Annotated in this window: 20 protein-coding genes; 10 read left to right on the forward strand and 10 right to left on the reverse strand. The window is 59.8% G+C overall.

The window, feature by feature from the left end; all coding sequences use genetic code 11:
• Positions 1-47: 47 nt before the first annotated feature.
• The 4 genes from MOP44_RS22735 to MOP44_RS22750 form a co-directional block, all read right to left on the reverse strand.
• A complete protein-coding gene (locus MOP44_RS22735; RefSeq protein WP_260792695.1) occupies positions 48-575 on the reverse strand; it encodes a hypothetical protein in 528 nt (175 codons plus the stop codon).
• Positions 576-621: 46 nt separating this feature from the next.
• Complete coding sequence (locus MOP44_RS22740) at positions 622-951, reverse strand: ubiquitin family protein (protein ID WP_260792696.1); 330 nt, start codon at positions 949-951, stop codon at positions 622-624.
• Between the two features lie 93 nt (positions 952-1044).
• Positions 1045-2220 carry a WD40/YVTN/BNR-like repeat-containing protein gene (locus MOP44_RS22745; RefSeq protein WP_260792697.1) on the reverse strand — a complete coding sequence of 392 codons (1176 nt, stop codon included), beginning with the start codon at positions 2218-2220 and terminating at the stop codon, positions 1045-1047.
• A gap of 176 nt (positions 2221-2396) precedes the next feature.
• Entirely contained in the window at positions 2397-2840 is a 444-nt protein-coding gene (locus tag MOP44_RS22750; RefSeq protein ID WP_260792698.1) for a MarR family winged helix-turn-helix transcriptional regulator, read from the reverse strand.
• 101 nt (positions 2841-2941) lie between these two features.
• On the opposite strand from MOP44_RS22750, the gene MOP44_RS22755 reads away from it, so the two are divergent.
• The gene (locus tag MOP44_RS22755) at positions 2942-3562 is read left to right on the forward strand and encodes a hypothetical protein (RefSeq protein WP_260792699.1); all 621 of its coding nucleotides are present in this window, start codon (positions 2942-2944) and stop codon (positions 3560-3562) included.
• Positions 3563-3649: 87 nt separating this feature from the next.
• Here the strand turns inward: MOP44_RS22755 and sugE are convergent, their stop codons facing one another.
• Positions 3650-3982, reverse strand: a complete 333-nt coding sequence (gene sugE, locus MOP44_RS22760; protein ID WP_260792700.1) for a quaternary ammonium compound efflux SMR transporter SugE — start codon at positions 3980-3982, stop codon at positions 3650-3652.
• A gap of 68 nt (positions 3983-4050) precedes the next feature.
• On the opposite strand from sugE, the gene ftsY reads away from it, so the two are divergent.
• The gene (gene ftsY / locus MOP44_RS22765) at positions 4051-5046 is read left to right on the forward strand and encodes a signal recognition particle-docking protein FtsY (RefSeq protein WP_260792701.1); all 996 of its coding nucleotides are present in this window, start codon (positions 4051-4053) and stop codon (positions 5044-5046) included.
• Between the two features lie 194 nt (positions 5047-5240).
• On the opposite strand, the gene MOP44_RS22770 is transcribed toward ftsY, so the two are convergent.
• Positions 5241-5942 (reverse strand): hypothetical protein, encoded by a 702-nt coding sequence (locus MOP44_RS22770; protein ID WP_260792702.1) that lies wholly within the window; start codon positions 5940-5942, stop codon positions 5241-5243.
• Between the two features lie 175 nt (positions 5943-6117).
• On the opposite strand from MOP44_RS22770, the gene MOP44_RS22775 reads away from it, so the two are divergent.
• Positions 6118-6993, forward strand: a complete 876-nt coding sequence (locus MOP44_RS22775; RefSeq protein WP_260792703.1) for a GNAT family N-acetyltransferase — start codon at positions 6118-6120, stop codon at positions 6991-6993.
• Positions 6994-7100: 107 nt separating this feature from the next.
• Positions 7101-8066: an alkaline phosphatase family protein gene (locus MOP44_RS22780; protein WP_260792704.1), complete on the forward strand. Its 966-nt coding sequence runs from the start codon at positions 7101-7103 to the stop codon at positions 8064-8066.
• A 170-nt stretch (positions 8067-8236) separates the two neighbouring features.
• Here MOP44_RS22780 and solA read toward each other — a convergent pair whose 3' ends face one another.
• Both solA and MOP44_RS22790 read right to left on the reverse strand, forming a co-directional pair.
• The gene (gene solA, locus MOP44_RS22785; protein ID WP_260792705.1) at positions 8237-9379 is read right to left on the reverse strand and encodes an N-methyl-L-tryptophan oxidase; all 1143 of its coding nucleotides are present in this window, start codon (positions 9377-9379) and stop codon (positions 8237-8239) included.
• Between the two features lie 161 nt (positions 9380-9540).
• Positions 9541-9990, reverse strand: coding sequence for a hypothetical protein (locus MOP44_RS22790; RefSeq protein ID WP_260792706.1), 450 nt, complete (start codon positions 9988-9990; stop codon positions 9541-9543).
• A 185-nt stretch (positions 9991-10175) separates the two neighbouring features.
• On the opposite strand from MOP44_RS22790, the gene murA reads away from it, so the two are divergent.
• From murA to MOP44_RS22810, 4 genes are all read left to right on the forward strand, one after another.
• The gene (gene murA, locus MOP44_RS22795) at positions 10176-11483 is read left to right on the forward strand and encodes a UDP-N-acetylglucosamine 1-carboxyvinyltransferase (RefSeq protein WP_260792707.1); all 1308 of its coding nucleotides are present in this window, start codon (positions 10176-10178) and stop codon (positions 11481-11483) included.
• 120 nt (positions 11484-11603) lie between these two features.
• Positions 11604-12461, forward strand: coding sequence for a ParA family protein (locus tag MOP44_RS22800; protein ID WP_260792708.1), 858 nt, complete (start codon positions 11604-11606; stop codon positions 12459-12461).
• A 52-nt stretch (positions 12462-12513) separates the two neighbouring features.
• Complete coding sequence (locus MOP44_RS22805) at positions 12514-12993, forward strand: hypothetical protein (RefSeq protein WP_260792709.1); 480 nt, start codon at positions 12514-12516, stop codon at positions 12991-12993.
• Between the two features lies 1 nt (position 12994).
• Entirely contained in the window at positions 12995-13717 is a 723-nt protein-coding gene (locus tag MOP44_RS22810) for a hypothetical protein (protein ID WP_260792710.1), read from the forward strand.
• Between the two features lie 61 nt (positions 13718-13778).
• Here MOP44_RS22810 and MOP44_RS22815 read toward each other — a convergent pair whose 3' ends face one another.
• The gene (locus tag MOP44_RS22815; protein WP_260792711.1) at positions 13779-14027 is read right to left on the reverse strand and encodes a hypothetical protein; all 249 of its coding nucleotides are present in this window, start codon (positions 14025-14027) and stop codon (positions 13779-13781) included.
• Positions 14024-14518, reverse strand: coding sequence for a hypothetical protein (locus MOP44_RS22820; protein WP_260792712.1), 495 nt, complete (start codon positions 14516-14518; stop codon positions 14024-14026). The genes MOP44_RS22815 and MOP44_RS22820 overlap by 4 nt, the downstream gene beginning before the upstream one ends.
• Before the next feature lie 1294 nt (positions 14519-15812).
• Here MOP44_RS22820 and MOP44_RS22825 point away from each other — a divergent pair.
• Positions 15813-18233: an eCIS core domain-containing protein gene (locus MOP44_RS22825; RefSeq protein WP_260792713.1), complete on the forward strand. Its 2421-nt coding sequence runs from the start codon at positions 15813-15815 to the stop codon at positions 18231-18233.
• A 463-nt stretch (positions 18234-18696) separates the two neighbouring features.
• Positions 18697-19341 carry an MBL fold metallo-hydrolase gene (locus MOP44_RS22830; RefSeq protein ID WP_260792714.1) on the forward strand — a complete coding sequence of 215 codons (645 nt, stop codon included), beginning with the start codon at positions 18697-18699 and terminating at the stop codon, positions 19339-19341.
• Positions 19342-19558: the final 217 nt, after the last annotated feature.

A 19558-nucleotide genomic window follows, 5' to 3' on the forward strand; every position in this document is an offset into this window, starting at 1 on the left:
CAACCGCAGTCAAAATCTAATCAGTAACGAGTCTCGACCTACTCGGTCTATTTCTCCGCGCCCTCTTTGGCGCCATGCACCGCGCCCTCCGTAGTGCTCTTCGTCTTATCCCAAATCTTCTTCGTGCCATGGGCCGTTGCATGAGCCGCGTTCTTCGAGCCCCTCTCAGTCGCATCGGCAGCCTTCTTCGATTCCTGCGAAGTGGCGCGCGCCACTTGCTTCGTGTCCTTCTCCGTTGCGTGTGCTGCCTTCTGCGTCTCCGCCTTTGTTTCGTGCGCAGCCTTCTGGGTACCATGCTCGGTCGCGTGAGTGGCCTTCACAGCACCGTGCTCAGTTGCGTGGGCGGCCTTCCTGGTGCCGTTTGCCGTTGCGTGAGCCGCCGTGGTGGACCCCGTCTTGACTTCGTGCCCAGCATCCTTCGCTGCGGCCTTCGTGTCTTGACCGGCGGCCTTCACGTCCTGTTTAACGCTGCCGTCCTGGCTTGCAGCGGTCGGCTGACTCCATCCCGGAGCATGCACGAGAAACACGGTGATGGCTGCGACAAGCATCGGGCTGAGTGTCCGCGGTGGTCTCATGCCCCGGAGCATACATGCACCGCTTGAAATCAGACAAGAAATATCCTTAATCGTCTCCCACGCCGCCCGCGATCGCACCCACCACCAGCAACGGTTCTTTCCCATCCCCTACCGCCTCCGGCAGTTCCGTTTCCATCGGAACAAGCGAGAAGTCTTCCGCGCATGCAAAGAAGCGCAAAAAGGCCCGCCGCTTTCCGGTGTCGTAGTCGCGAATAGTGCCGCGCAGCATGGGATACTTCGCCTCCACCGCGTCCAGCACCGACTTCACACTTACCGGACGCGCTGCGTTCACCGTCACCTCCGGCCCTACCTGCGCCAGGTTCCGCAGATGAAATGGCAAACACACCCGCACCGCCGCCGTCGATTGATTCTCCATAGCTATTCCTACCCCGCACGTAAGAAAGCAGCGCGGTCCATGTCACCACCGCGCCGCTTTCTGTTCCCTGTTCCCCGTTGCCTGTTCCCTGCCTTACAGCGTCTGTACCTCAACGCTCAGCACCGCCGGCAGATTCTCCGCGATCGGTTGCCACGTGTCTCCGCCATTCGGCGACATATACACCTGTCCGCCCGTCGTTCCGAAGTAGATCCCGCAATCATCCAGCCGATCCACAGCCATCGCATCGCGCAGCACATTCACATAGCAGTTCTGTTGCGGAAGCCCTTTCGTCAGCGCCTCCCACTCGTTGCCGCCCGTCTTGCTGCGGAACACTTTGAGTGCGCCGTCAATCGGGTAATGCAGCGAGTCGCTCTTGATCGGAACCACGTACAGCGTTTCCGGCTCGTGCGCATGCACGTCGATGCAGAATCCGAAATCGGTGGGCAGATTGCCGCTCACCTCGGTCCACAGGTCACCTGCGTTGTCGCTGCGCATCACATCCCAGTGCTTCTGCATGAACAGCACGTCCGGCCGCGACGGATGGATCGCCATGTGATGAACGCAATGCCCGATCTCCGCATTCGGATCCGGCATAAACTGCGACGAGAGCCCTTTGTTGATCGGCTTCCACGTCTTGCCACCGTCTTCCGTGCGGAACGCGCCGGCCGCCGAGATCGCAATGTAAATCCGATCCGGGTTCTTTGGATCGATGATGATCGTGTGCAGCCCCATGCCGCCGGCGCCGGGCATCCACTGCGGCCCCGTGCCGTGCCCACGCAACCCCGACAACTCGTGCCAGCTCTCGCCTCCGTCCGTTGACTTGAACAGCGCCGCATCCTCCACTCCCGCATACACCACGTTGGGATCGACCGGTGAAGGCTCGAAGTGCCACACCCGCTTGAACTCCCACGGATGCTGCGTGCCGTCATACCACTGGTGCGTAGTGAGCGGCGTACCGCTCCCTTCGCTCGTGTCATAGGCAAACTTGTTGCTCGGCTTGGGCGGCCAGCTCTGCGCCTCTTCGCCCGGCTTCACGCCCGGCTGGAACCACGTCTTCCCGCCGTCATCCGAGCGCTGCACCACCTGCCCGAACCAACCGCTCGTCTGCGACGCGTAGATTCGGTTCGGGTCCGCCGGCGAACCCTTCATGTGGTAAATGTCCCACCCGCCGAAGAACGGCCCATTGACGGTCCACTTGTCCCGCTTGCCATCCGCCTCGCACACGAACGCACCCTTATGCGTCCCCACCAGCACACGTACTGAGCTCATTGCTCCCGACCTCCTCGTGGAATCTCAAACACATCTCGTACAAGAAACTTGTCATCCTGAGCGCACCGCAAAAAGTTATCACCCGCGCCTGAGTTCAACGAAGGGGAAGAACCCGTTTGTGTTGTTGCTTTTGTTTTTGTTCTTGCTTTTCTATTCCTATTCCCTATTCCCTGCTTTTACATCAGGGCCATCAAGGCCTTCCTCAAACTCTCCGACTCACCCATCAGCTTCTCATCTAGCTCTGCGTGCGTACTCTCCCAAACCGGCATTGCTTTCTCCAGCAACTGTTTCCCTTTCACCGTCAGCTTGAGCACCCGGCTCCGGCCGTCCTGCGGATTCGGCATTACCTTCACCAGCCCTCGCCGTTCCAGCGGTTTCAGGGCCGCCGTCAGAGTGGTGCGGTCAATCGCCAGCAATTCCGCCACCGGACCCATCGGTGGCGGCTCCGGCCGATTCAGCGACATCAGCAACGAGAATTGCTGGTTCGTTAAATCGAATGGCCGAAACGCCTCATCAAACCGCCGAGCCAGCGACCGCGCAGCGCGTTGCACATGCAGGCAAAGGCATGTGTCTTTCACACGCAGCGTCGTTCCATACGTAATTCCACACTCGCTCGTCACTACGCGGCGATTTTAGTTGATATCAAGGTATCGCCGTCAAGCCATCTCGCATCAGAAGAGTCAATTGAGCCAACCAACTTCCCTGCCGTACCATGGACGCCGTGAAATCCATCATCGCGTGCCTGTCGATTCTGGCCTCAATTCTGATCATCAGCGTGCCGGCCTCCAGCCAATCGGCGCCCGCAGGCCTCGAAGTCGCACCCGGCCTTCGCGTTAATGGAGACGCAATCGTCTGGGTCCTTGAAAGCCCCGACAGCACACCAGCGCTTCACCCGCTCACGCGCAATACGGCCACCATCACTGACCCTGCAAAGCTCCCCCCTGCATCCCCCGGCAAGACCCGCGATGGCGCCATCCTTCGCGGAACCCGCGCCACGGTTCGCATTCACGCAGGTCAGGCCATCTTCTACGTGGCCTACAGCAAGGGAGAAGACGAGGAGAACCACAAACCACCCCCCAGCGCTCCACTCATCTTTTCCCTGGTCCGCCTTCGCCCCGCTGCAAACAAGCGCGTCGTCGCCTGGTACAACAACCCCGGCCCTCATCAGAAACCCACTCTGCAGGAAACCGTGATCGAGGCAACGGCCACTCCGTCAGATGACGACAGCTGGCTCAAAATCACTCCCGCCAAGCCGCTCACTCCAGGCGAATACGCGATCGTCCAGCGCATTCCCGAGTACAACCACCTCAGCAACTGGATCTTCGACTTCGGCGTCGACTAATTCCGCGCGACGCATCGTCAACGTCACCCTCTCGGTTTATATCTCCTGTCTTTCTACTCCCTATTCCCTGTTCCCTATTCCCTGTAGTCACTGCTCCGCTACAAACCGCAACCCCAGAACTCCCGCCACAATCAAAGCGAGGCACAGCACTCGCAGCACATCCCGCGACTCTCCCAGCCACACCATCCCGATCAGCGCCGTTCCCACCGCGCCGATCCCCGTCCACACCGCGTACCCAGTCCCCACCGGAATCACCTTCACCGCAATCGCAAGCAACACCATGCTCGCAACTGCGGCTGCGCCCGTGGCCACCGACGGCCACAACCGCGTAAACCCCTGCGTATACTTCAGCCCCACGGCCCAGGCAGTCTCCAGCACCCCGGCAACCAGCAGCACCATCCACGCCGTCCCCACCCGCATATCGATCTCCTGCTCCCCACCCTAATCCCTAACACCTAGCCCCTAATCCCTTATCCTTAAAGAGAGCTATGTCATTCATCAGCCTATTTGGCAGCCTGAACGAAGAACCCGAGAAGAAGCCCGAAGAACCGCAGGAACCTGAAGAAAAGAAATCTGGATTCTTCAGCCGCATGCGCGACGCGGTCACGCGCACCCGCGAGTCCTTCGGCTCCAAGATCGAAGGCATCGTCGCCATGACCCGCACGGTCGACGAGAGCGATCTCGAAAACCTCGAGGCCGCCCTCATCACCAGCGACATCGGCGTTCAGACGACTACCGAAATCATCGACGCCCTTCGCGACCGCGCTCGCCGTCAGGCCATTGAAGGCGGCGCCGAACTCCGCGACCTCCTCAAGCAGCAGATCAAGTCCATCCTCGACTCGACGCAGAAGCCAATCGTCCAGCCGGCCGAGCCGCCCCGCGTCACGTTCCTCGTCGGCGTCAACGGCACCGGCAAGACCACCACCAGCGGCAAGCTCGCCGCCTGGTCCAAGTCGCAGAACCGCTCCGTGCTTCTCTGCGCGGCTGATACCTTCCGCGCCGCTGCCATCGAGCAGCTTGAAGTCTGGGCCTCGCGCTCCGGTGTCGAAATGATCAAGACCAAGCAGGGCGGCGACCCCGCCGCCGTCCTCTACGACGCCATCTCCGCCGCCAAGGCGCGCAGCATCGCCGACCTCTACGTCGACACCGCCGGCCGCCTACACACCAAGACCGGCCTCATGGACGAGCTCGAAAAAATGCGCCGCACCGCCCAGCGCCTCATCCCCGACGCGCCACACGAAGTCCTTCTCGTCATGGACGCCACCACAGGCCAGAACGGCTTGCAGCAGGCGCGCCTCTTCACCCAATCCGCCGGCGTCACCGGCATCGTCCTCACCAAGCTCGACGGCACCGCCAAAGGCGGCATCGCCGTAGCCATCGCACGCGAACTGAATCTGCCCGTCCGCTTCGTAGGCGTAGGCGAAAAAATGTCCGACCTGCTGGAGTTCTCCCCCGAAGCCTTCGTTGACGGTCTCCTCGGTTAGCGGCCTGAAGTCATCCACACAAGTTGTCATTCTGAGCCGCAGGCGAAGAACCTGCTTTTGACTTCTCTCCAAACCAGCACCGAAGCGTTGTCATCCTGAGCGAAGCGGGACAGCATCACCGTCCCGCGCAGTCGAAGGATCTGCGGTTGTAGTTGCTTTCTATTCCCTATTCCCTACTCCCTCTTCCCTGCCTTTCAGCACTTCCCCGTTCTTCCGCACCACAAATCCGCATCGTTCAAATACTGCGTCCAATCCTTCGCAATGCCCTTCTGCGCCTCGGTCAGCGACATCCTCCCCGCCTTCACCTCATCAGCCAGGTAATTCTCCACGTGGTCCTTCTGCTTGAAGTACCGCTGATTCAGCGCCACCGCATCCGGACCGCACTGCGGCCATATATTCCCCAGCCCATCCGCCCCGCCCAGCTCCAAGGGAACCAGATGGTCCAGCTCGCAGACCTGATTTTGATTCGAGTTCACCTGCGGCTTCTCGATGTCATACCAGCGATACGCCACATGCTTCTGCGCCTCGCTGGACGCGCAATTGCGCACCGTCTTGGTGCGCCACTCAGGATCTCGCATCACGTTCGTCGTGACCGAAGGATTGACCCCGCCCGGCGTGCACTTCGCATCCGGCACCGGATAGCCGTTGCGCATCCGCACCTTGCACGCGCCCATTCCGGGCTCCGTCCAGTGCGCGAAATACTGCGTATCGCAGATCACCTGCCCCGCAGCGCCCGCAGTCTCACCGCCACGAGTTTCCGGTCTCCTCGACTCGCGCGGAGACTCGTGCCTCTCCTCATGCACCGGCCCGCCACCCTGCTTCCGAATGAACAGGAAGTACACGGCCGCGATAATCACCACGCCAACAACAAAGCGAACAACAGATTTCCAGGACATCTTGCTGTCAGTACATCACGCTCGTCGCCGAGACTGTTCTTTCAGCCGGTACGACGTACCTCTCTTCTAACTTCCGGTTTGTCCCTTGTCCCTGATCCCTGTCTTTCTATTCCCTACTCCCTAGTCCCTATTCCCTGTCCTTCGCTATACTCACTCCACCCCGGAGGCCCCACCCATGCCCGCATCCACACAGACTGAAGTCCTCGTACGCCCAGCCACGCCCGCCGATGCCGCCACCTGCGGACGCATCTGCTACGACGCCTTCTCTGCCATCAATGCCCGCCACAACTTCCCCTGCGACTTCCCCAATGTCGAGCACGCCATCGGCGTCCTAACCATGATGTTCAGTGCGCCGGGCTTTCATGCAGTCGTCGCTGAAGTCGAGGGCCGCATTATCGGCAGCAATGTGCTCGATGAGCGCTCCATCATCATGGGCATCGGCCCCATCACCGTCGATCCCGCCACGCAGAATTCCGGCGTCGGCCGCAAGCTCATGCAAGCCGTTATCGATCGCGCACACTTCCAAAGCGCCGCCGGCATTCGCCTCGTCCAGGCCGCCTCCCACAATCGTTCGCTGTCGCTCTATGCCTCGCTCGGCTTTGATGTCCGCGAGCCACTCAGTTGCGTGCAGGGCACTCCCCGCACGCGCACCATCGCTGGATGCGAAGTTCGCCCCGCCGTCGCCTCTGACCCTGCTGCGTGCAATGCGCTCTCCACGCAGATTCACGGATTCGATCGCGGCGTCGATCTTGCACAATCGATCGAGCACGGCACCGCGCGTGTCGTCGAGCGTGGCGGCCGCATCACCGGATACGCCAGCAACCTTGCGTTCTTCGGCCACGCCACATGCGAGTCCAATCAGGACCTCAAAGCGCTGCTCGCCTCAGCCGACACCTACGGCGGCCCCGGCATCCTCATCCCCAACCGCAACACCGAACTGCTCCGCTGGTGCCTCTCCAACGGACTCCGAATCACACAGCCTCTGACGCTGATGACCACGGGTCTCTACAATGAACCTCGCGGAGCCTGGTATCCTTCGGTGCTCTTCTAGCTACTACATTCCCGATTCCAGCCATTTAGACTGACAGCAGAACAGATTCGTCGGGCCAGCCCTCGTTCGATGGGGTTCTATCCCCCAAACCATCGAAAGGAGCGCTCATGCGCAACCCATCAAAGAATCTCTGTCGTCAGCTTTTGCTGTTCGTTGCACTCACTCTCACTCTCCCCAGCACTCTCAACGCGCAGACAGTTCATCACATCAAGAACGTCTTCGTTATCGTGATGGAGAACCACAACTGGACCGGCAGCTCTGCCTCCAACAACATCGCCGGCAATCCTGAAGCACCCTACATCAACTACACACTCATCCCGCAGGCCTCATTCGCCCGCGACTACAACAACCCGCCCGGTATCCATCCCAGCCTGCCCAACTATCTCTGGCTCGACGCCGGTGACACTCTCGGCGTGTGGGATGACGGCTCTCCCTACCAGCATCCCCAATCCACCACCAACCACCTCACCACGCTGCTTCAAAAGGCGGGCATCTCCTGGCGAGCGTACGAGGAAAATATCAGCGGCACCGATTGCCCTCTAAGCCCGGAAGGTTCATACGATTCCAACGGCAACCGCCTCTACCAGCCGAAACACGATCCTTTCGTCTACTTCGACGACGTGACTAACAACTTAAACACCAAGTCGACGAACTGCATCAACCACATTCGCCCGTTCTCACAATTCGACACCGATCTCGCCAACAACACCGTAGCGCGCTTCAACTTCATCTCGCCCAACCTCTGCGACGACATGCACGATGCCTGCGGCGGCAACAGCATCGCGCACGGCGATACATGGCTGAAGGAGCACGTCCCCGCGATCCTCAACTCCACCGCTTACCGCAGCGGAGGCGCGCTCTTTATTGTGTGGGACGAGGCGCAAACCGGCGACGGACCCATTCCCATGATCCTCCTCTCGCCTTACGCCAAGGGCAATCACTACTCCAACGGCCTCTACTACACACACTCGGCTATGCTCCGGACATTGCAGGAGATCTTCGGTGTCTACCCCTACATCCGCTACGCAGCCTACGGCCGCGACCTCAGCGACCTCTTCGCGGTCTTCCCGTAGTCTGCACCCGGCAGGCAGACCCCACAACTCCAACAGACTCGCGGCCCCACTTCACGTATGGGGCCGCGATGACCCCAAACCTCAATTCTGTTCTTGCTTTTGCTCTTGAATTTCTTCTGTCGTTCCGGAGGGAATCTGCTTTGCCTTTCTTAACCCCTATTCCCTAATCCCTAATCCCTGCCTTCAAACCTTTCCGGATCGAAAATACCCACCGGCAAATCAGTCTTTCCCCTCACAGCCAGATCCGCCAGCACCTCACCCACCACGCTCGAGAACTTGAACCCATGCCCTGAAAACCCGCACGCCACCGTGCAGTTCGGCACATGCGGATGCGACCCAATCACGAAATTCTCATCCGGCGTCTTCGTATACATGCATGTCTTCGCGCGCAGCACTTCTCCATCCAGTGCAGGCATCCGCACCTTCACGCGTTCGACAATCCTCTTCAGATCCGCCGCATGAATCTCGCGGTCAATTGTCTCCGGCGTACACACAACATCGCTGCCGTGAATCGCCGCCTTCACTCCGCCGCCCTCGCCATCAATCGCCGGAAATCCATAAGTCACCGCGCCGCCCTCGGGATCCTCCGCCAGCCACACCGGAAACCTCTCCGGCACAAAATCCGTCACACCTCCGCGCGGCTGAATCCACGCCATCACCTGCCGCGTCACGCGCAGCGGAAACACCCCCGCCAGCTCCGACTCCGCCCACGGCCCCGCCGCAATCACCAGGTGCCCCGCGCTATATGTCCCCCGCGATGTTCTCACCTCAACACCGTGTCCTGCTCCGCTCCACGCAATGGCTCGTTCCTCGAAATGCAACTCCGCTCCAGCCCGCTCCGCCATCTTCAGATGCGCGCGGATACACTCCTCCGGCAGCAGATACCCCGCATGCGGCTCGACCACCGCCACATCCCCCGTCAGCGGCCGCACCGCCGGAAATCTCTCTGCGATCTCTGCGCCCTCCAGCACCTCAAACGGAATCGCATGTTCCCGCGCCGCCGCCATCGTCCGTCGCACCAACTCACCGTGCCGCGAACCCAATGTCATCCCGCCCGTAACATGCAGCAGCCGCGCCCCCGCATCTCGCTCCAGCTTTCGCCACAGCTCATACGCACGCAGCACCAGCGGAATGTAATCCGCGCTCTCAAAATACGCCTGCCGAATAATCCTCGACCCGCCATGCGACGACCCATGATCATGCGCCGGCATAAACTGCTCGATCCCCAGCACGCGTACTCCGCGCGCGGCCAGGTGATACGCCGCCGCGCTCCCCATCGCCCCCAGCCCCAGCACAATCACGTCATAACTCATCGCTCCCGAGCATACCCGACCCCACCAGCACCCGCGCGCAAACACACAAAGAGCCGGGCTCTCACCCGGCTCCTCCTGCTCGACCGATATAGCTTTCTCTATCTTTATGAGTCGAACTGCTCATCCGGCGGCGAAGCCGCAGTTGGCCCCACCGCAGGTGGTTACTGCCCCTGCGGCTTCTCGTTCTTGCTCTGCCGCTTCGCCTTGCGCTCGGCCAGCATCTGTTCGAACTGCTGCTTCTGCTGGTCGTTCATCACCGCTTCAAGCTTCGTACGGCTGTCCTGCATGATCCCCTTCGCCTTCGCGTGCCTGTCTTCCTTAGTCAGCGAAGTATCCGCCCTAAGCGCACCCAGCTGCTGCTTCTGGTCCGCCAGAATCGGCTTGATCTGCGCCACCTGGTCCGCGCTCAGATTCAGCTTCTTCCCCAGCCGTTCCGCAGCCTTATCGGGATTCATCTCATGATGCCGTCCCTTCACACCGCCCGCCTGCGCCGACCCCGTGCTCGCCTGCGCATCCGTAGTCGATCCCGCCTGCGTTCCCGACGTCTGCGCCACAAGCATACCCGCCGACATCATCACACCCAACACCACCGCTAGTTTCTTCGAAACCATAATTCCTACTCCTCCGTTGAGGACCAGCTTTCTCTCCGCTGCGTCCTCTTGTTCCCCTAAAACCCACCCCCACCCCACAAGTTGCGCGCCAAACCCCGTGTCCCTCATGTCCCCCGTGTCCCTCTGTCCCTTTGTCCCTCGTGTCCCTGCCTTTAAACTGTTCTTAACGGAGCACCCCAGCATTCATGGACAAATTCCTCATCACCGGCGGCCGTCCGCTCACCGGAACCATCCACGTCTCCGGCGCGAAGAACTCCGCACTCCCCTGCATGGCCGCCGCCATCCTCACTGAGGGCGACGTCATCCTCGAAAACATCCCCCAGGTCCGCGACATCGACACCGAGCGCAAGCTCCTCGCCTCCATGGGCGCTGAAGTCGAGCTATGGGACGACGGCGACATCCGCCGCACGCGCATCCGCTGCGCCACGCTCTCTGACCCCGTCGCCAAGTACGAAATCGTCAAGACCATGCGCGCCTCCTCGCTCGTGCTTGGACCTCTCGTCGCCCGCACCGGCCTCGCCCGCGTCGCCATGCCTGGCGGATGCGCCATCGGAGGCCGCCCCATCGACCTCCACCTCAAAGGCCTTGAGAAGATGGGCGCCGCCATCACCACCCAGCACGGATACATCGAAGCCCGCGCCGACCGCCTCCGCGGCGCGCACATCGTCTTCGACAAAATCACCGTCACGGGCACTGAAGACCTCCTCATGGCCGCCGTCCTCGCCGACGGCGAAACCGTCATGGAGAACTGCGCCCGCGAGCCTGAAGTCATCGACCTCGCCGCGCTCCTCACCGCCATGGGCGCGCGCATCCACGGCGCCGGAACCTCCACCATCCGCGTCCAGGGAGTCACCTCGCTCTCCGGCGCGCGCCACCGCATCTTCCCCGATCGCATCGAAGCCGGAACCTTCCTCATCGCCGGAGCCATCACCGCCGGCGACCTCATCGTCGCCGACTGCAACATCTCGCACCTCGGCGCGCTCATCGCCAAGCTGCAAGAGGTCGGCGTCCGCGTCGACACCCTCGGCCGCGAAGCCGTTCGAGTGCGAAGCACCAGCAGCCCCCTCCAGGCCGCCGACATCTCCACCGAGGAGTACCCCGGCTTCCCCACCGACATGCAGGCACAATACATGGCCCTCGCCACCCAGGCCGACGGCGTCTCCATCGTCAAAGAAAATATCTTCGAAAACCGCTTCATGCACGTGCAGGAGTTAGCGCGCATGGGCGCCAACATACGCGTAGAAGGACGCACCGCCACCGTCCGCGGTAAGTCGCGCCTCTCCGCCACCAATGTCATGTGCAGCGACCTGCGCGCCAGCGCATCGCTCGTGTTAGCCGCCCTGGTCGCCGACGGCCAATCCGTATTAGACCGCGTCTACCACATGGACCGCGGCTACGAGCGCATAGAAGAGAAGCTAAGAGCAGTAGGCGCCAAAATCGCCAGAGTCAGCAACGTCCCCGCCCCCCAGAGCGAAGAAGCCCTAGCCGGCTGATATTTCACAACGGTCACTCGAACTCTCGCTCTTTTTTCATGTGGAGAACGGAGTCCTCCCGCTTTATAATCCGCAGAGAATTCTCCTAATGCATCAGGCTGGGACCGGAGCGTGTCACACATGCAGGTGATCTCGTTTATGAACATGAAGGGCGGGGTGGGCAAAACCACACTCTCCGTAAACGTAGCCTACGCACTTGCGTACTTCCACAAGAGAAAGGTGCTAATCGTTGATGGCGATCCTCAATTCAACGCTTCTCAGTACCTCATGTCGACCAAAGCATACCTTCAGCACATAAACGATCCCAAAAAGGGAACGTTGAAGGAGATTTTCGTTCCGCGAAAGGCAGCAGGCGTTAACACCGTGACTGGCCTAGCTAAAACGGTCGACAAAAGCAAGATGAGCTTGAACTCATGTACCTGCACCATATTTGATGGGGGAGCCGGGCGAGGCAAACTGGACCTGATTCCATCGACACTGTCCCTCATCGAGATTGAGACGTCGAAGCGGGGCACTGAATCGAAGCTGAAGAGCTATCTTAAGGAGAAGGCGACGGGGTACGATTATGTAATCATCGATTGCCCGCCAACGATATCAATCTTCACTCAAGCTGCGATTCTCGCGAGCGACAAATATCTGGTGCCACTGAAACCTGATCCCCTTTCCGTGGTCGGACTGCCGCTTCTAGAACGCTGGCTAGAGGAATACACTGATGATGCTGGCATGAAGATAGAGCCTGTTGGGCTAGTGTTCACGCTTGTTCGCGGTCCACTTCCTGCAGCCATGCGTGAGGCCATGGAAGAGGTCCGCGCTACTCGAAAAGACGAGGTATTCCGGGATATCCTCAGCCAGGCTACCGACGTGGCGAAATCGGTTGCGCATCACGAGCCAGTCTTTAGGTACAACAGAAATGCCAAGGCATCGGCGCAGATTCTAGGCATCACAAACGAACTAGTTGAACGCACGGCAGGAGTCTGATTTGCTTCAGGATCGTAGACATCAAAGCTTACTGAATTTCCTGCGCAAGGTGATGGAAGTCCCCGCGGGCTACTCCAAAGAAGACCTTGTGGACTTCAGGAGCGTTGCTTCAAAGGATTTTCGAGCCTTCGTCCCGCTTATAGATGAGTACTTGAGGTTCGCCGAACGAGCCGATACAGAGGTGGTCTCCGAGACTGCGCGGCTGAGTTCGAGGAGATTTTCCAAAGCCGGATCTGAATCGATGCACTTGTTTGACATGCTAAGGGACAAGCGATTGTTCCCCTCGAATTCAGACCTTTCAGAGTTTGCTGCCAGAATCCTTCCCGGCATGAGCCATTATCGCTATGACAAGATGTCTCGGGGCGACATAGCATCGAGAATCATAGAATATCTCGAAACCAGAGACAAAAAGACCCGGCAAGGTTTGGAAACTTCTATGCGCGAGGCTATGGTTTCTACGCCCGAGAAGGCGGCGGACCGAAAGAGTTTCTTCACCAAATGGGAGAAGATCATCAAGGGGATCGAATTTTGAGATGGCACGACGCCCGATTCCTGCTTTAACAGCTGATTTTGAAAATGTAGTCCGCTACCTGCAGGAACGCGGCATTATGAGCGCTGCGCTAAGTCCCACCACGCTCGAAAACGCAAAGAAGATACATCGTGCGACACACAGCTTGATCCTGTGGCGGTTTAGGCTCGGGCGGCTTCCAGAGAATGCGTCTGTCTTCATCGAAGAGATTGCCTCCGACGCTCTTCAGATTCTGCCCCAAGTATTCTCTGGGTATTCCAAGACTCCGAAGCTATTGATGCGGGGGATTATAGAAAACACCTTGCGACACGTGTACTTTTCAGATCATCCTGTCGAATTCACCCGAATGAACATTGAGGAGAAATGGTACGTAAGCGTCGAAGAGCTTATGGACTACACCAAAGTCCATCCAGATTTTAGGAAGACGGAGGTAAAGTTCGCAGCACTCGACCGACTAAGAAACCTCTATTCCGAACTTTCAGCTGGCATCCACGGCCGCAAGGTCTCTGACCTAGAGATGCGCACAGCATTGGAAAAGATCGTCTACGAAGAAGATCTGGCTGCAAGGCTGACTAGCCTGGTCGAGCGCTGCGTGGAGATTTCGAATTTTTTTCTCACAGTCTTTCAAAGGGCGCGGTTCAATGATTTTTCGGTTGAAGATCGCCGAGTAATCCTGCGAACGCTGGACGCGCGCGCCAGGAGCATTTGGAGAGAGATTGAGCAGTAGGCCGGCCAGCGCGGCGGCATTGAACGGCTGAAAGTATCCGACTGCATGGGTGGCGACCCGCCTAATCTTTAAATAACTTTTCGATGAAAATTGTCAACATATCTGCCAGCCATTTCAGCAGCCTTTTCACGATATCCCAGATCCCGAGTTGCGGCCTTAGAGACTCAATGCGCGTTTGAAGCGGCTCGATCACGACCTGGCGAATCTCGCGAACTGTCTCTGTGATGGTGTTCTCGGCAGGGTTCCGCTTATACTCCCACGCGATAGGAACGCCAAGGATCACACAAACGAATGCGAGCACAATGATCATGAGTGCATCCACGCAAGATGGTCAATGGACTTGAGGGCATACATCAAAAGGTTGAAGACTATAGCTAACGTACCCAGAGCTGCATTCACCTTCACCAGAAGACTTGCCTGTGGTGACGAAGGCGCTCTTTGAAGCGCAGAGTAGTTTTTGCCGGCAATACAGACACTTCCGGTCGAGATTAGGGCTAATCCAATGAATACCATCAGGATGACATTGTGGGACTCGTGCCCCGCTGATGACGATCCGGCCCAACTCACCAGAGTGGCGAGAGAAGTCCCCATCGCCATCGCGCACATGTCGTTGCCCATCTTGTAGACGTTGAGCTTCCCATCAACCATGTCGGTGATAAAGGTCTTCCCAACGAGAGCTATGGCAGCTCCAAGCATCGCCAACCAACCTGAACCTGCGATCGGAAGCCATGCTGAAGGTAGGGCCCAGAATGCGAGGAAGCAGAGTAGAACTAGGAGGATCACCCCTCCTATCAATTTCATGGATAGTACGCGATCCACTACGGCCGCATGGTCGGTTGAGGTCTCTGTCCCTTGTGACACTTTGACGCTCCTTGGATCTTGAGTGTCGCCAAAACTGAGAGTTATCGGAGTATACGGCAACCATCAATTGAATGTCTCTAAAACCTAGGAAACCTAGGGATGGTTTTCCACAGCCCTCACCGGGCCGCGTAAGTCGGGGTTCGCCCGGGCCCTACCGGAATGCTCGCACGCCAACCAGGGCGGGCGGCAGTCTCTCGAAGTGAGTTATCAACACGGCGGGTGCCCCAGGTCTCCCGGATGGAGAGCTAGGAGGGATGCTCATATCGACCAGGGTCCGCGTTATCGAACCCGGGGACACACCGACAGTCGCTCCAGCAAATCAGGGAAACTCGGGGACGGACGGGAAGTCACCCTACTCATGAAAGACCACCCCTCCCCCTCGTCCGGATTTCCCACAGCCTCACCCGCCTATGTCCACCGTAAACATCACATCGTGACGGCTGACACAGAACCCGCCCCGCAGTTCCGCCATACTGATCTTCCGGCGACAGCGCCGGACGAGGGGATGTGCTTTCTCTGAAAACACCCTCCCTCCCTCCGCTCCCAGGAGCGGCTCCAGATCCAGGCCACCACGGCCCCTTGAAAACCTACCCCCCACCCCCTCCCCCTCCGAAAGGGAGCGGCCTTCACACCCACCCCCCTCCCCCGGGGGCGCCCATGTGGCATGGCGGCATATCCGGCAATCACCAGAAACCAGCCGGCACCGGGATCAAAGGGGCCACGGGAAGACCCGAAGAGGGTACCCCCTCCCCCCCCGCTTTCTGCCCTGTTTCTTCGCCTCAGAAGAATGCCCCCCGGGAGAGGCACGGAGACCCTCAACCGTGATCTCCCTCCCCCGTTCCAAGGCCCCCCACCCCCTCCCCCCGGGCGGCATGGTATCTGGCGACCAGCAGAAACCCGACGCTACCCGGACAAACGGAGCCGCGGGAAGACGAGAAGGGGTACCCCCCTCCCCCCCCCATGGTTCCCTATTCCATCGCCCCGGAAGAACGACGCAGGGCAGGCACCAGTAACCAGACGAATAGGACACCCCTCCCCCTCCCACCGCCGTAAACAATACGAAATAAAGCGAAGGCCCCTCCAGAAGAGCCACCACAGGGAGACAACCGTAACACACATATTTACTATTAAGTAAACAGACCGCGAAGAGCCTCAGCAAAGAAATCCATTGACGGCCCGGGCGGGCGGAAGGTACCAAAGATCAAGGACCTCCATCAAGTCGACTGGGGATCGAATGGAACGGGCGAGCCAGCAGGCCCAGACACAGACGACCGCCACACCGGAGCAGACCCGCGCCGCCACGCCCGAATCCGCGCGGGCCCAGCCTTCCCCCGCCTACTTCGGCAACCGCGCAGCATTGCGCCGCCTCGCCGCGGGCAATCCCATCCTCCAGCGCAGCCTCCTGCCACAAGCCGCTGCTCTGCAGGTGAGTCGCAAGTGCGCCCACTGCGAGGAGGAAGAAGCCGCAGTCCAGCGCAAGGAAAGCGGCGCAGAACAGGCCCGCCCAGCCACGGCTCCGCCCTCGGTTCATGAAGCATTGGCCGGCTCCGGCCAGCCTCTCGATCCTGCGACGCGCGCCTTCATGGAGCCTCGCTTCGGAAGCAGCTTCGACCAGGTCCGCATCCACACCGGCGCTCAGCCGTCAGACTCGGCCCGCGCCGTCGGCGCTTCCGCCTACACCGTCGGCCGCGACATCGTCTTCGCCACCGGACACTACGCACCCGACACCGCAAAAGGCCGCCGCCTGCTGGCGCACGAGCTGACTCACGTGCTGCAGCAAAACTCCGGGCCCGTGGCCCGCCGGCTGCAGCGCGACCTCATCTACGGCAGCGACTACAAACGCCCGTACTCCGACGACGCCACGGAGACACGCAGCTCTGAAGCCGGAACCTGGTATCCGGCAACGATCGACTTTTCGGCCACGGCGAGCAGTTCCGGAGGCGGCTCCGGCGCTCCGACGTTCGACGATCTGATCAAAGCCATCAAGGCCAAGGGAACGGGCTCCATCACCTCGCTCGGCATCATCGGCCACGCCACAACAGATCTGATTTCGCTGAGCGGGACCATCACAACGAATCCGGCGAACGTCACGTTCACGGGCGGCGGCGTGATCGACTCCGCTGGGATCAAGGCGAAGATGGCTGACATCACGGCGGTGCGCGACCGCTTCGCAGCGGGCGCGAAGATCGTGCTCTATGGCTGCCACGCCGGCATCGGCAACTCGCTGATGGCCGATTTGAGCAGCGCGTTCCAGGTGTGCGTTGAAGGCTTCTCCGATGAGGTGTGGTGGTGTATCACCTGGCAGGGCGGCACACGCAAGATCATCTCGCGTGGGCGCACCTATGTGGACACGAGCGGCATGATGGCCGCCGGGCTGGTGCCGAAGGATTGCCAAGGAACGTTCGGCGCCGATATCACCACACTCAAGCCTGACAAGAAAGACTGCTCGGGTGTTCCGAAGACGGCACCGGCGCAGCCCAATCCCGGGAAGCAGAGCGCGGATTCGGAATCGGCTGCGCCGGATGCAGCTCCTGAGCAGGCGGCGCCTGCGATTCAGACCAAGCTGGAGATCAACACGCCGGGCGATGCGTTCGAGCAGGAGGCAGACCAGGTTGCGGATCGGGTGATGCGGATGGTGGAGCCGGGTGCGCTGTCGGGTGCGGTGTCGGCCGCTCCGCCGCTGATTCAGCGTGAAGAGGCGGAGGCGGATATCGGCGCACTGACCAACAAGATCGAGCAAATGGTGCGGCCGGGGAACGATGAGAAGGGCGCGCTCGACAAGCTCAAGGCGATGGACATGGCGGTCCTGCTGAAGGTCGTCGAGCAGCTTTTCGACGATGGCAGCGGGAGCTCCGGTGATGAGGGGAAGCAGAACTCGTACACCGTTCTTGGCATCGATATTCTGCCGCCGGATGCGCGCGAGGCAGGTCCGGGCGACAGCCTCACCGTCGCTGAGCGAACACGGCTCAGAGCTGCGTGGGATGCGGCTCCGACCAGGAAGCTGCGCAATCCGACGAAAGGCGATCCAGGGACGAATCCGACGCTTTCGCAGTCACGCGACAAGTCTGGTGGCACGGCTATGGCGCGGCCGGGCGACTGGGGCGAGGATCCGGGAGGCAACACGTGGGTTTGCCACACGGATGGCATACGCAGCTACTTTGCCAGCGGGATTGCGAGCGACTTCAGGACTTCGACCTGGCTCGGCAACAATCCCAGCAACTTCGACTACACGGCGTTGACGAAGCGGGCGATCAGCTCGTTTCACTGGGGAAAAGGCCCGCACCACTTCGCTATCTATTTCACGGAGGATGATGCGAGCGCGGATCTGAAGGAGCGCGTGAAGCCGGCGGGGACCATTCTGAACTACATCAAGACTCACCTGGGGAACAATCCCAAGGACAAGAACCGGAGTCCGGAAGAGTACATCGCGGATATGAATCGTGTGCTGACGGAGAAGATCAATGGAGGCGATTCGACGGTGTCTTGGACGGACGATGCGGCGAAGTGGGCCAACATGATGAGGGGTTTCAAGTCGGCTGAGGGATGGAAGGTTGGGACTACGATCACGGCTGGAAACGTGAAGACGCTGTCTTCGAAGGCGCAGGACGCGGCGCTGATTGCGTATTACCAGAAGCTGCTTGGCGTCGGGCCGTAGAGGTTTTTGGGGTATTTACCAAGCAGTACAAATGGGCTTCTATTCGGAAGATGGGCTTCAGGAGGCCTATGATTTATGGAATTCGTATAAGCTATTTATTGTGTATTACTTAACTGCGTTTTAGGCGAAGAAAAGGAGGGGTAAAAACAGGGGTAGGGGTAGCTAATTTTCTAGTAACCCCAGTTACGGCTTAGTTAACGACCTCTTCTGTCCTTCCTGGGCGGTGCGCGGCCAGTACTCGTTCGCTATTTCAAGAACAAGCCTCGGGAGATCAGACACTACTCCCTGCCTTCTAAAAGGCCCTCCTATGGTAGGAGGTCTGGGATTCTGCGTATGTGATGGTGATCACGATGGTTCAAAGTTCAGGACGGGCGGACGGTGAGTGGATTATCTCTCCCACCCAAGCAGAGCTTGGATGGGGCACCCCAGAGTTGTGGATGATTTTGTCGCCTAGAATGGACCTATGATTCTCGAGACGTTTCCGGTTGGGCCGCTGCAATGCAACTGCACGATTCTCGGCGATGACGCGGCCGGCGAGGCCATCGTCATCGATCCCGGAGACGACATCTCACGGATTCACAAGCGCCTGACTGAACTGGGGCTCAAGCTCAAGCAGATCCTCATTACGCATGGGCACATTGACCATGTGGGCGGCGCGCTGAAGCTGAAGCGGCTGACAGGGGCGCCGATTCTGCTGAACGAGAATGACCTACCCCAACTCAACCTGATGGACAAGCAGGCTGCCTGGCTGGGGGTGACAACGCCCGAGGTCGCCCCGCCGGATGAGAGCCTGACCGACGGAATGACGGTCGGACTCACTTCTCTTCCTGCGCAGGTGCTTCATACGCCGGGGCACACGCAGGGATCGGTCTGCCTGCACTTCGCGCCACTGAACATGGTGATTGCCGGCGATACGCTGTTTGCCGGAAGCATTGGGCGCACTGATTTGCCAGGGGGTGATGGGGCCCAGATCATCCGCTCGATTGAGTCGCGGCTGCTGGCGCTGCCGGATGACACGCGCGTGATTCCGGGGCATGGACCGGCCACCACCATCGGCGATGAGCGGGAGAGCAATCCGTTTTTGCGCGGGGGATGGGCGAGGATGTAGGGAGTCAGTTTCGCCCTGCCGTCGCGGCGAAGGCACTACGCTGGAATCCGGCGGGGGCTCCTCCTGGGTTCCATCGAGCTTGGATCGCTTCACCCCCCGAAATTGCACGGTCTTGTCGACTTGGCACACCATGAGCCAGAGGGCTCCGCTCTGCTGGTCGAGCAAAAAAGGTGTGGGAGTGAATCAGGCGTCCGCCCCACTTGGACCGGGGCATTGA

The sequence above is a fragment of the Occallatibacter riparius genome (genome assembly GCF_025264625.1).
Classification (GTDB): Bacteria; Acidobacteriota; Terriglobia; order Terriglobales; family Acidobacteriaceae; genus Telmatobacter; species Telmatobacter riparius.

Bases quoted from the DNA above. Each gene is read 5' to 3' on its own strand.
- MOP44_RS22810 (WP_260792710.1), top strand. From the start codon at position 12,995: ATGGCACGACGCCCGATTCCTGCTTTAACAGCTGATTTTGAAAATGTA.
- MOP44_RS22805 (WP_260792709.1), top strand. From the start codon at position 12,514: ATGGAAGTCCCCGCGGGCTACTCCAAAGAAGACCTTGTGGACTTCAGG.
- MOP44_RS22770 (WP_260792702.1), bottom strand. From the start codon at position 5,942: ATGTCCTGGAAATCTGTTGTTCGCTTTGTTGTTGGCGTGGTGATTATC.
- sugE (WP_260792700.1), bottom strand. From the start codon at position 3,982: ATGCGGGTGGGGACGGCGTGGATGGTGCTGCTGGTTGCCGGGGTGCTG.
- murA (WP_260792707.1), top strand. From the start codon at position 10,176: ATGGACAAATTCCTCATCACCGGCGGCCGTCCGCTCACCGGAACCATC.
- MOP44_RS22820 (WP_260792712.1), bottom strand. From the start codon at position 14,518: ATGAAATTGATAGGAGGGGTGATCCTCCTAGTTCTACTCTGCTTCCTC.
- MOP44_RS22830 (WP_260792714.1), top strand. From the start codon at position 18,697: ATGATTCTCGAGACGTTTCCGGTTGGGCCGCTGCAATGCAACTGCACG.
- solA (WP_260792705.1), bottom strand. From the start codon at position 9,379: ATGAGTTATGACGTGATTGTGCTGGGGCTGGGGGCGATGGGGAGCGCG.
- MOP44_RS22800 (WP_260792708.1), top strand. From the start codon at position 11,604: ATGCAGGTGATCTCGTTTATGAACATGAAGGGCGGGGTGGGCAAAACC.
- MOP44_RS22815 (WP_260792711.1), bottom strand. From the start codon at position 14,027: ATGATCATTGTGCTCGCATTCGTTTGTGTGATCCTTGGCGTTCCTATC.
- MOP44_RS22740 (WP_260792696.1), bottom strand. From the start codon at position 951: ATGGAGAATCAATCGACGGCGGCGGTGCGGGTGTGTTTGCCATTTCAT.
- MOP44_RS22735 (WP_260792695.1), bottom strand. From the start codon at position 575: ATGAGACCACCGCGGACACTCAGCCCGATGCTTGTCGCAGCCATCACC.
- MOP44_RS22745 (WP_260792697.1), bottom strand. From the start codon at position 2,220: ATGAGCTCAGTACGTGTGCTGGTGGGGACGCATAAGGGTGCGTTCGTG.
- MOP44_RS22780 (WP_260792704.1), top strand. From the start codon at position 7,101: ATGCGCAACCCATCAAAGAATCTCTGTCGTCAGCTTTTGCTGTTCGTT.
- MOP44_RS22825 (WP_260792713.1), top strand. From the start codon at position 15,813: ATGGAACGGGCGAGCCAGCAGGCCCAGACACAGACGACCGCCACACCG.
- MOP44_RS22775 (WP_260792703.1), top strand. From the start codon at position 6,118: ATGCCCGCATCCACACAGACTGAAGTCCTCGTACGCCCAGCCACGCCC.
- ftsY (WP_260792701.1), top strand. From the start codon at position 4,051: ATGTCATTCATCAGCCTATTTGGCAGCCTGAACGAAGAACCCGAGAAG.
- MOP44_RS22790 (WP_260792706.1), bottom strand. From the start codon at position 9,990: ATGGTTTCGAAGAAACTAGCGGTGGTGTTGGGTGTGATGATGTCGGCG.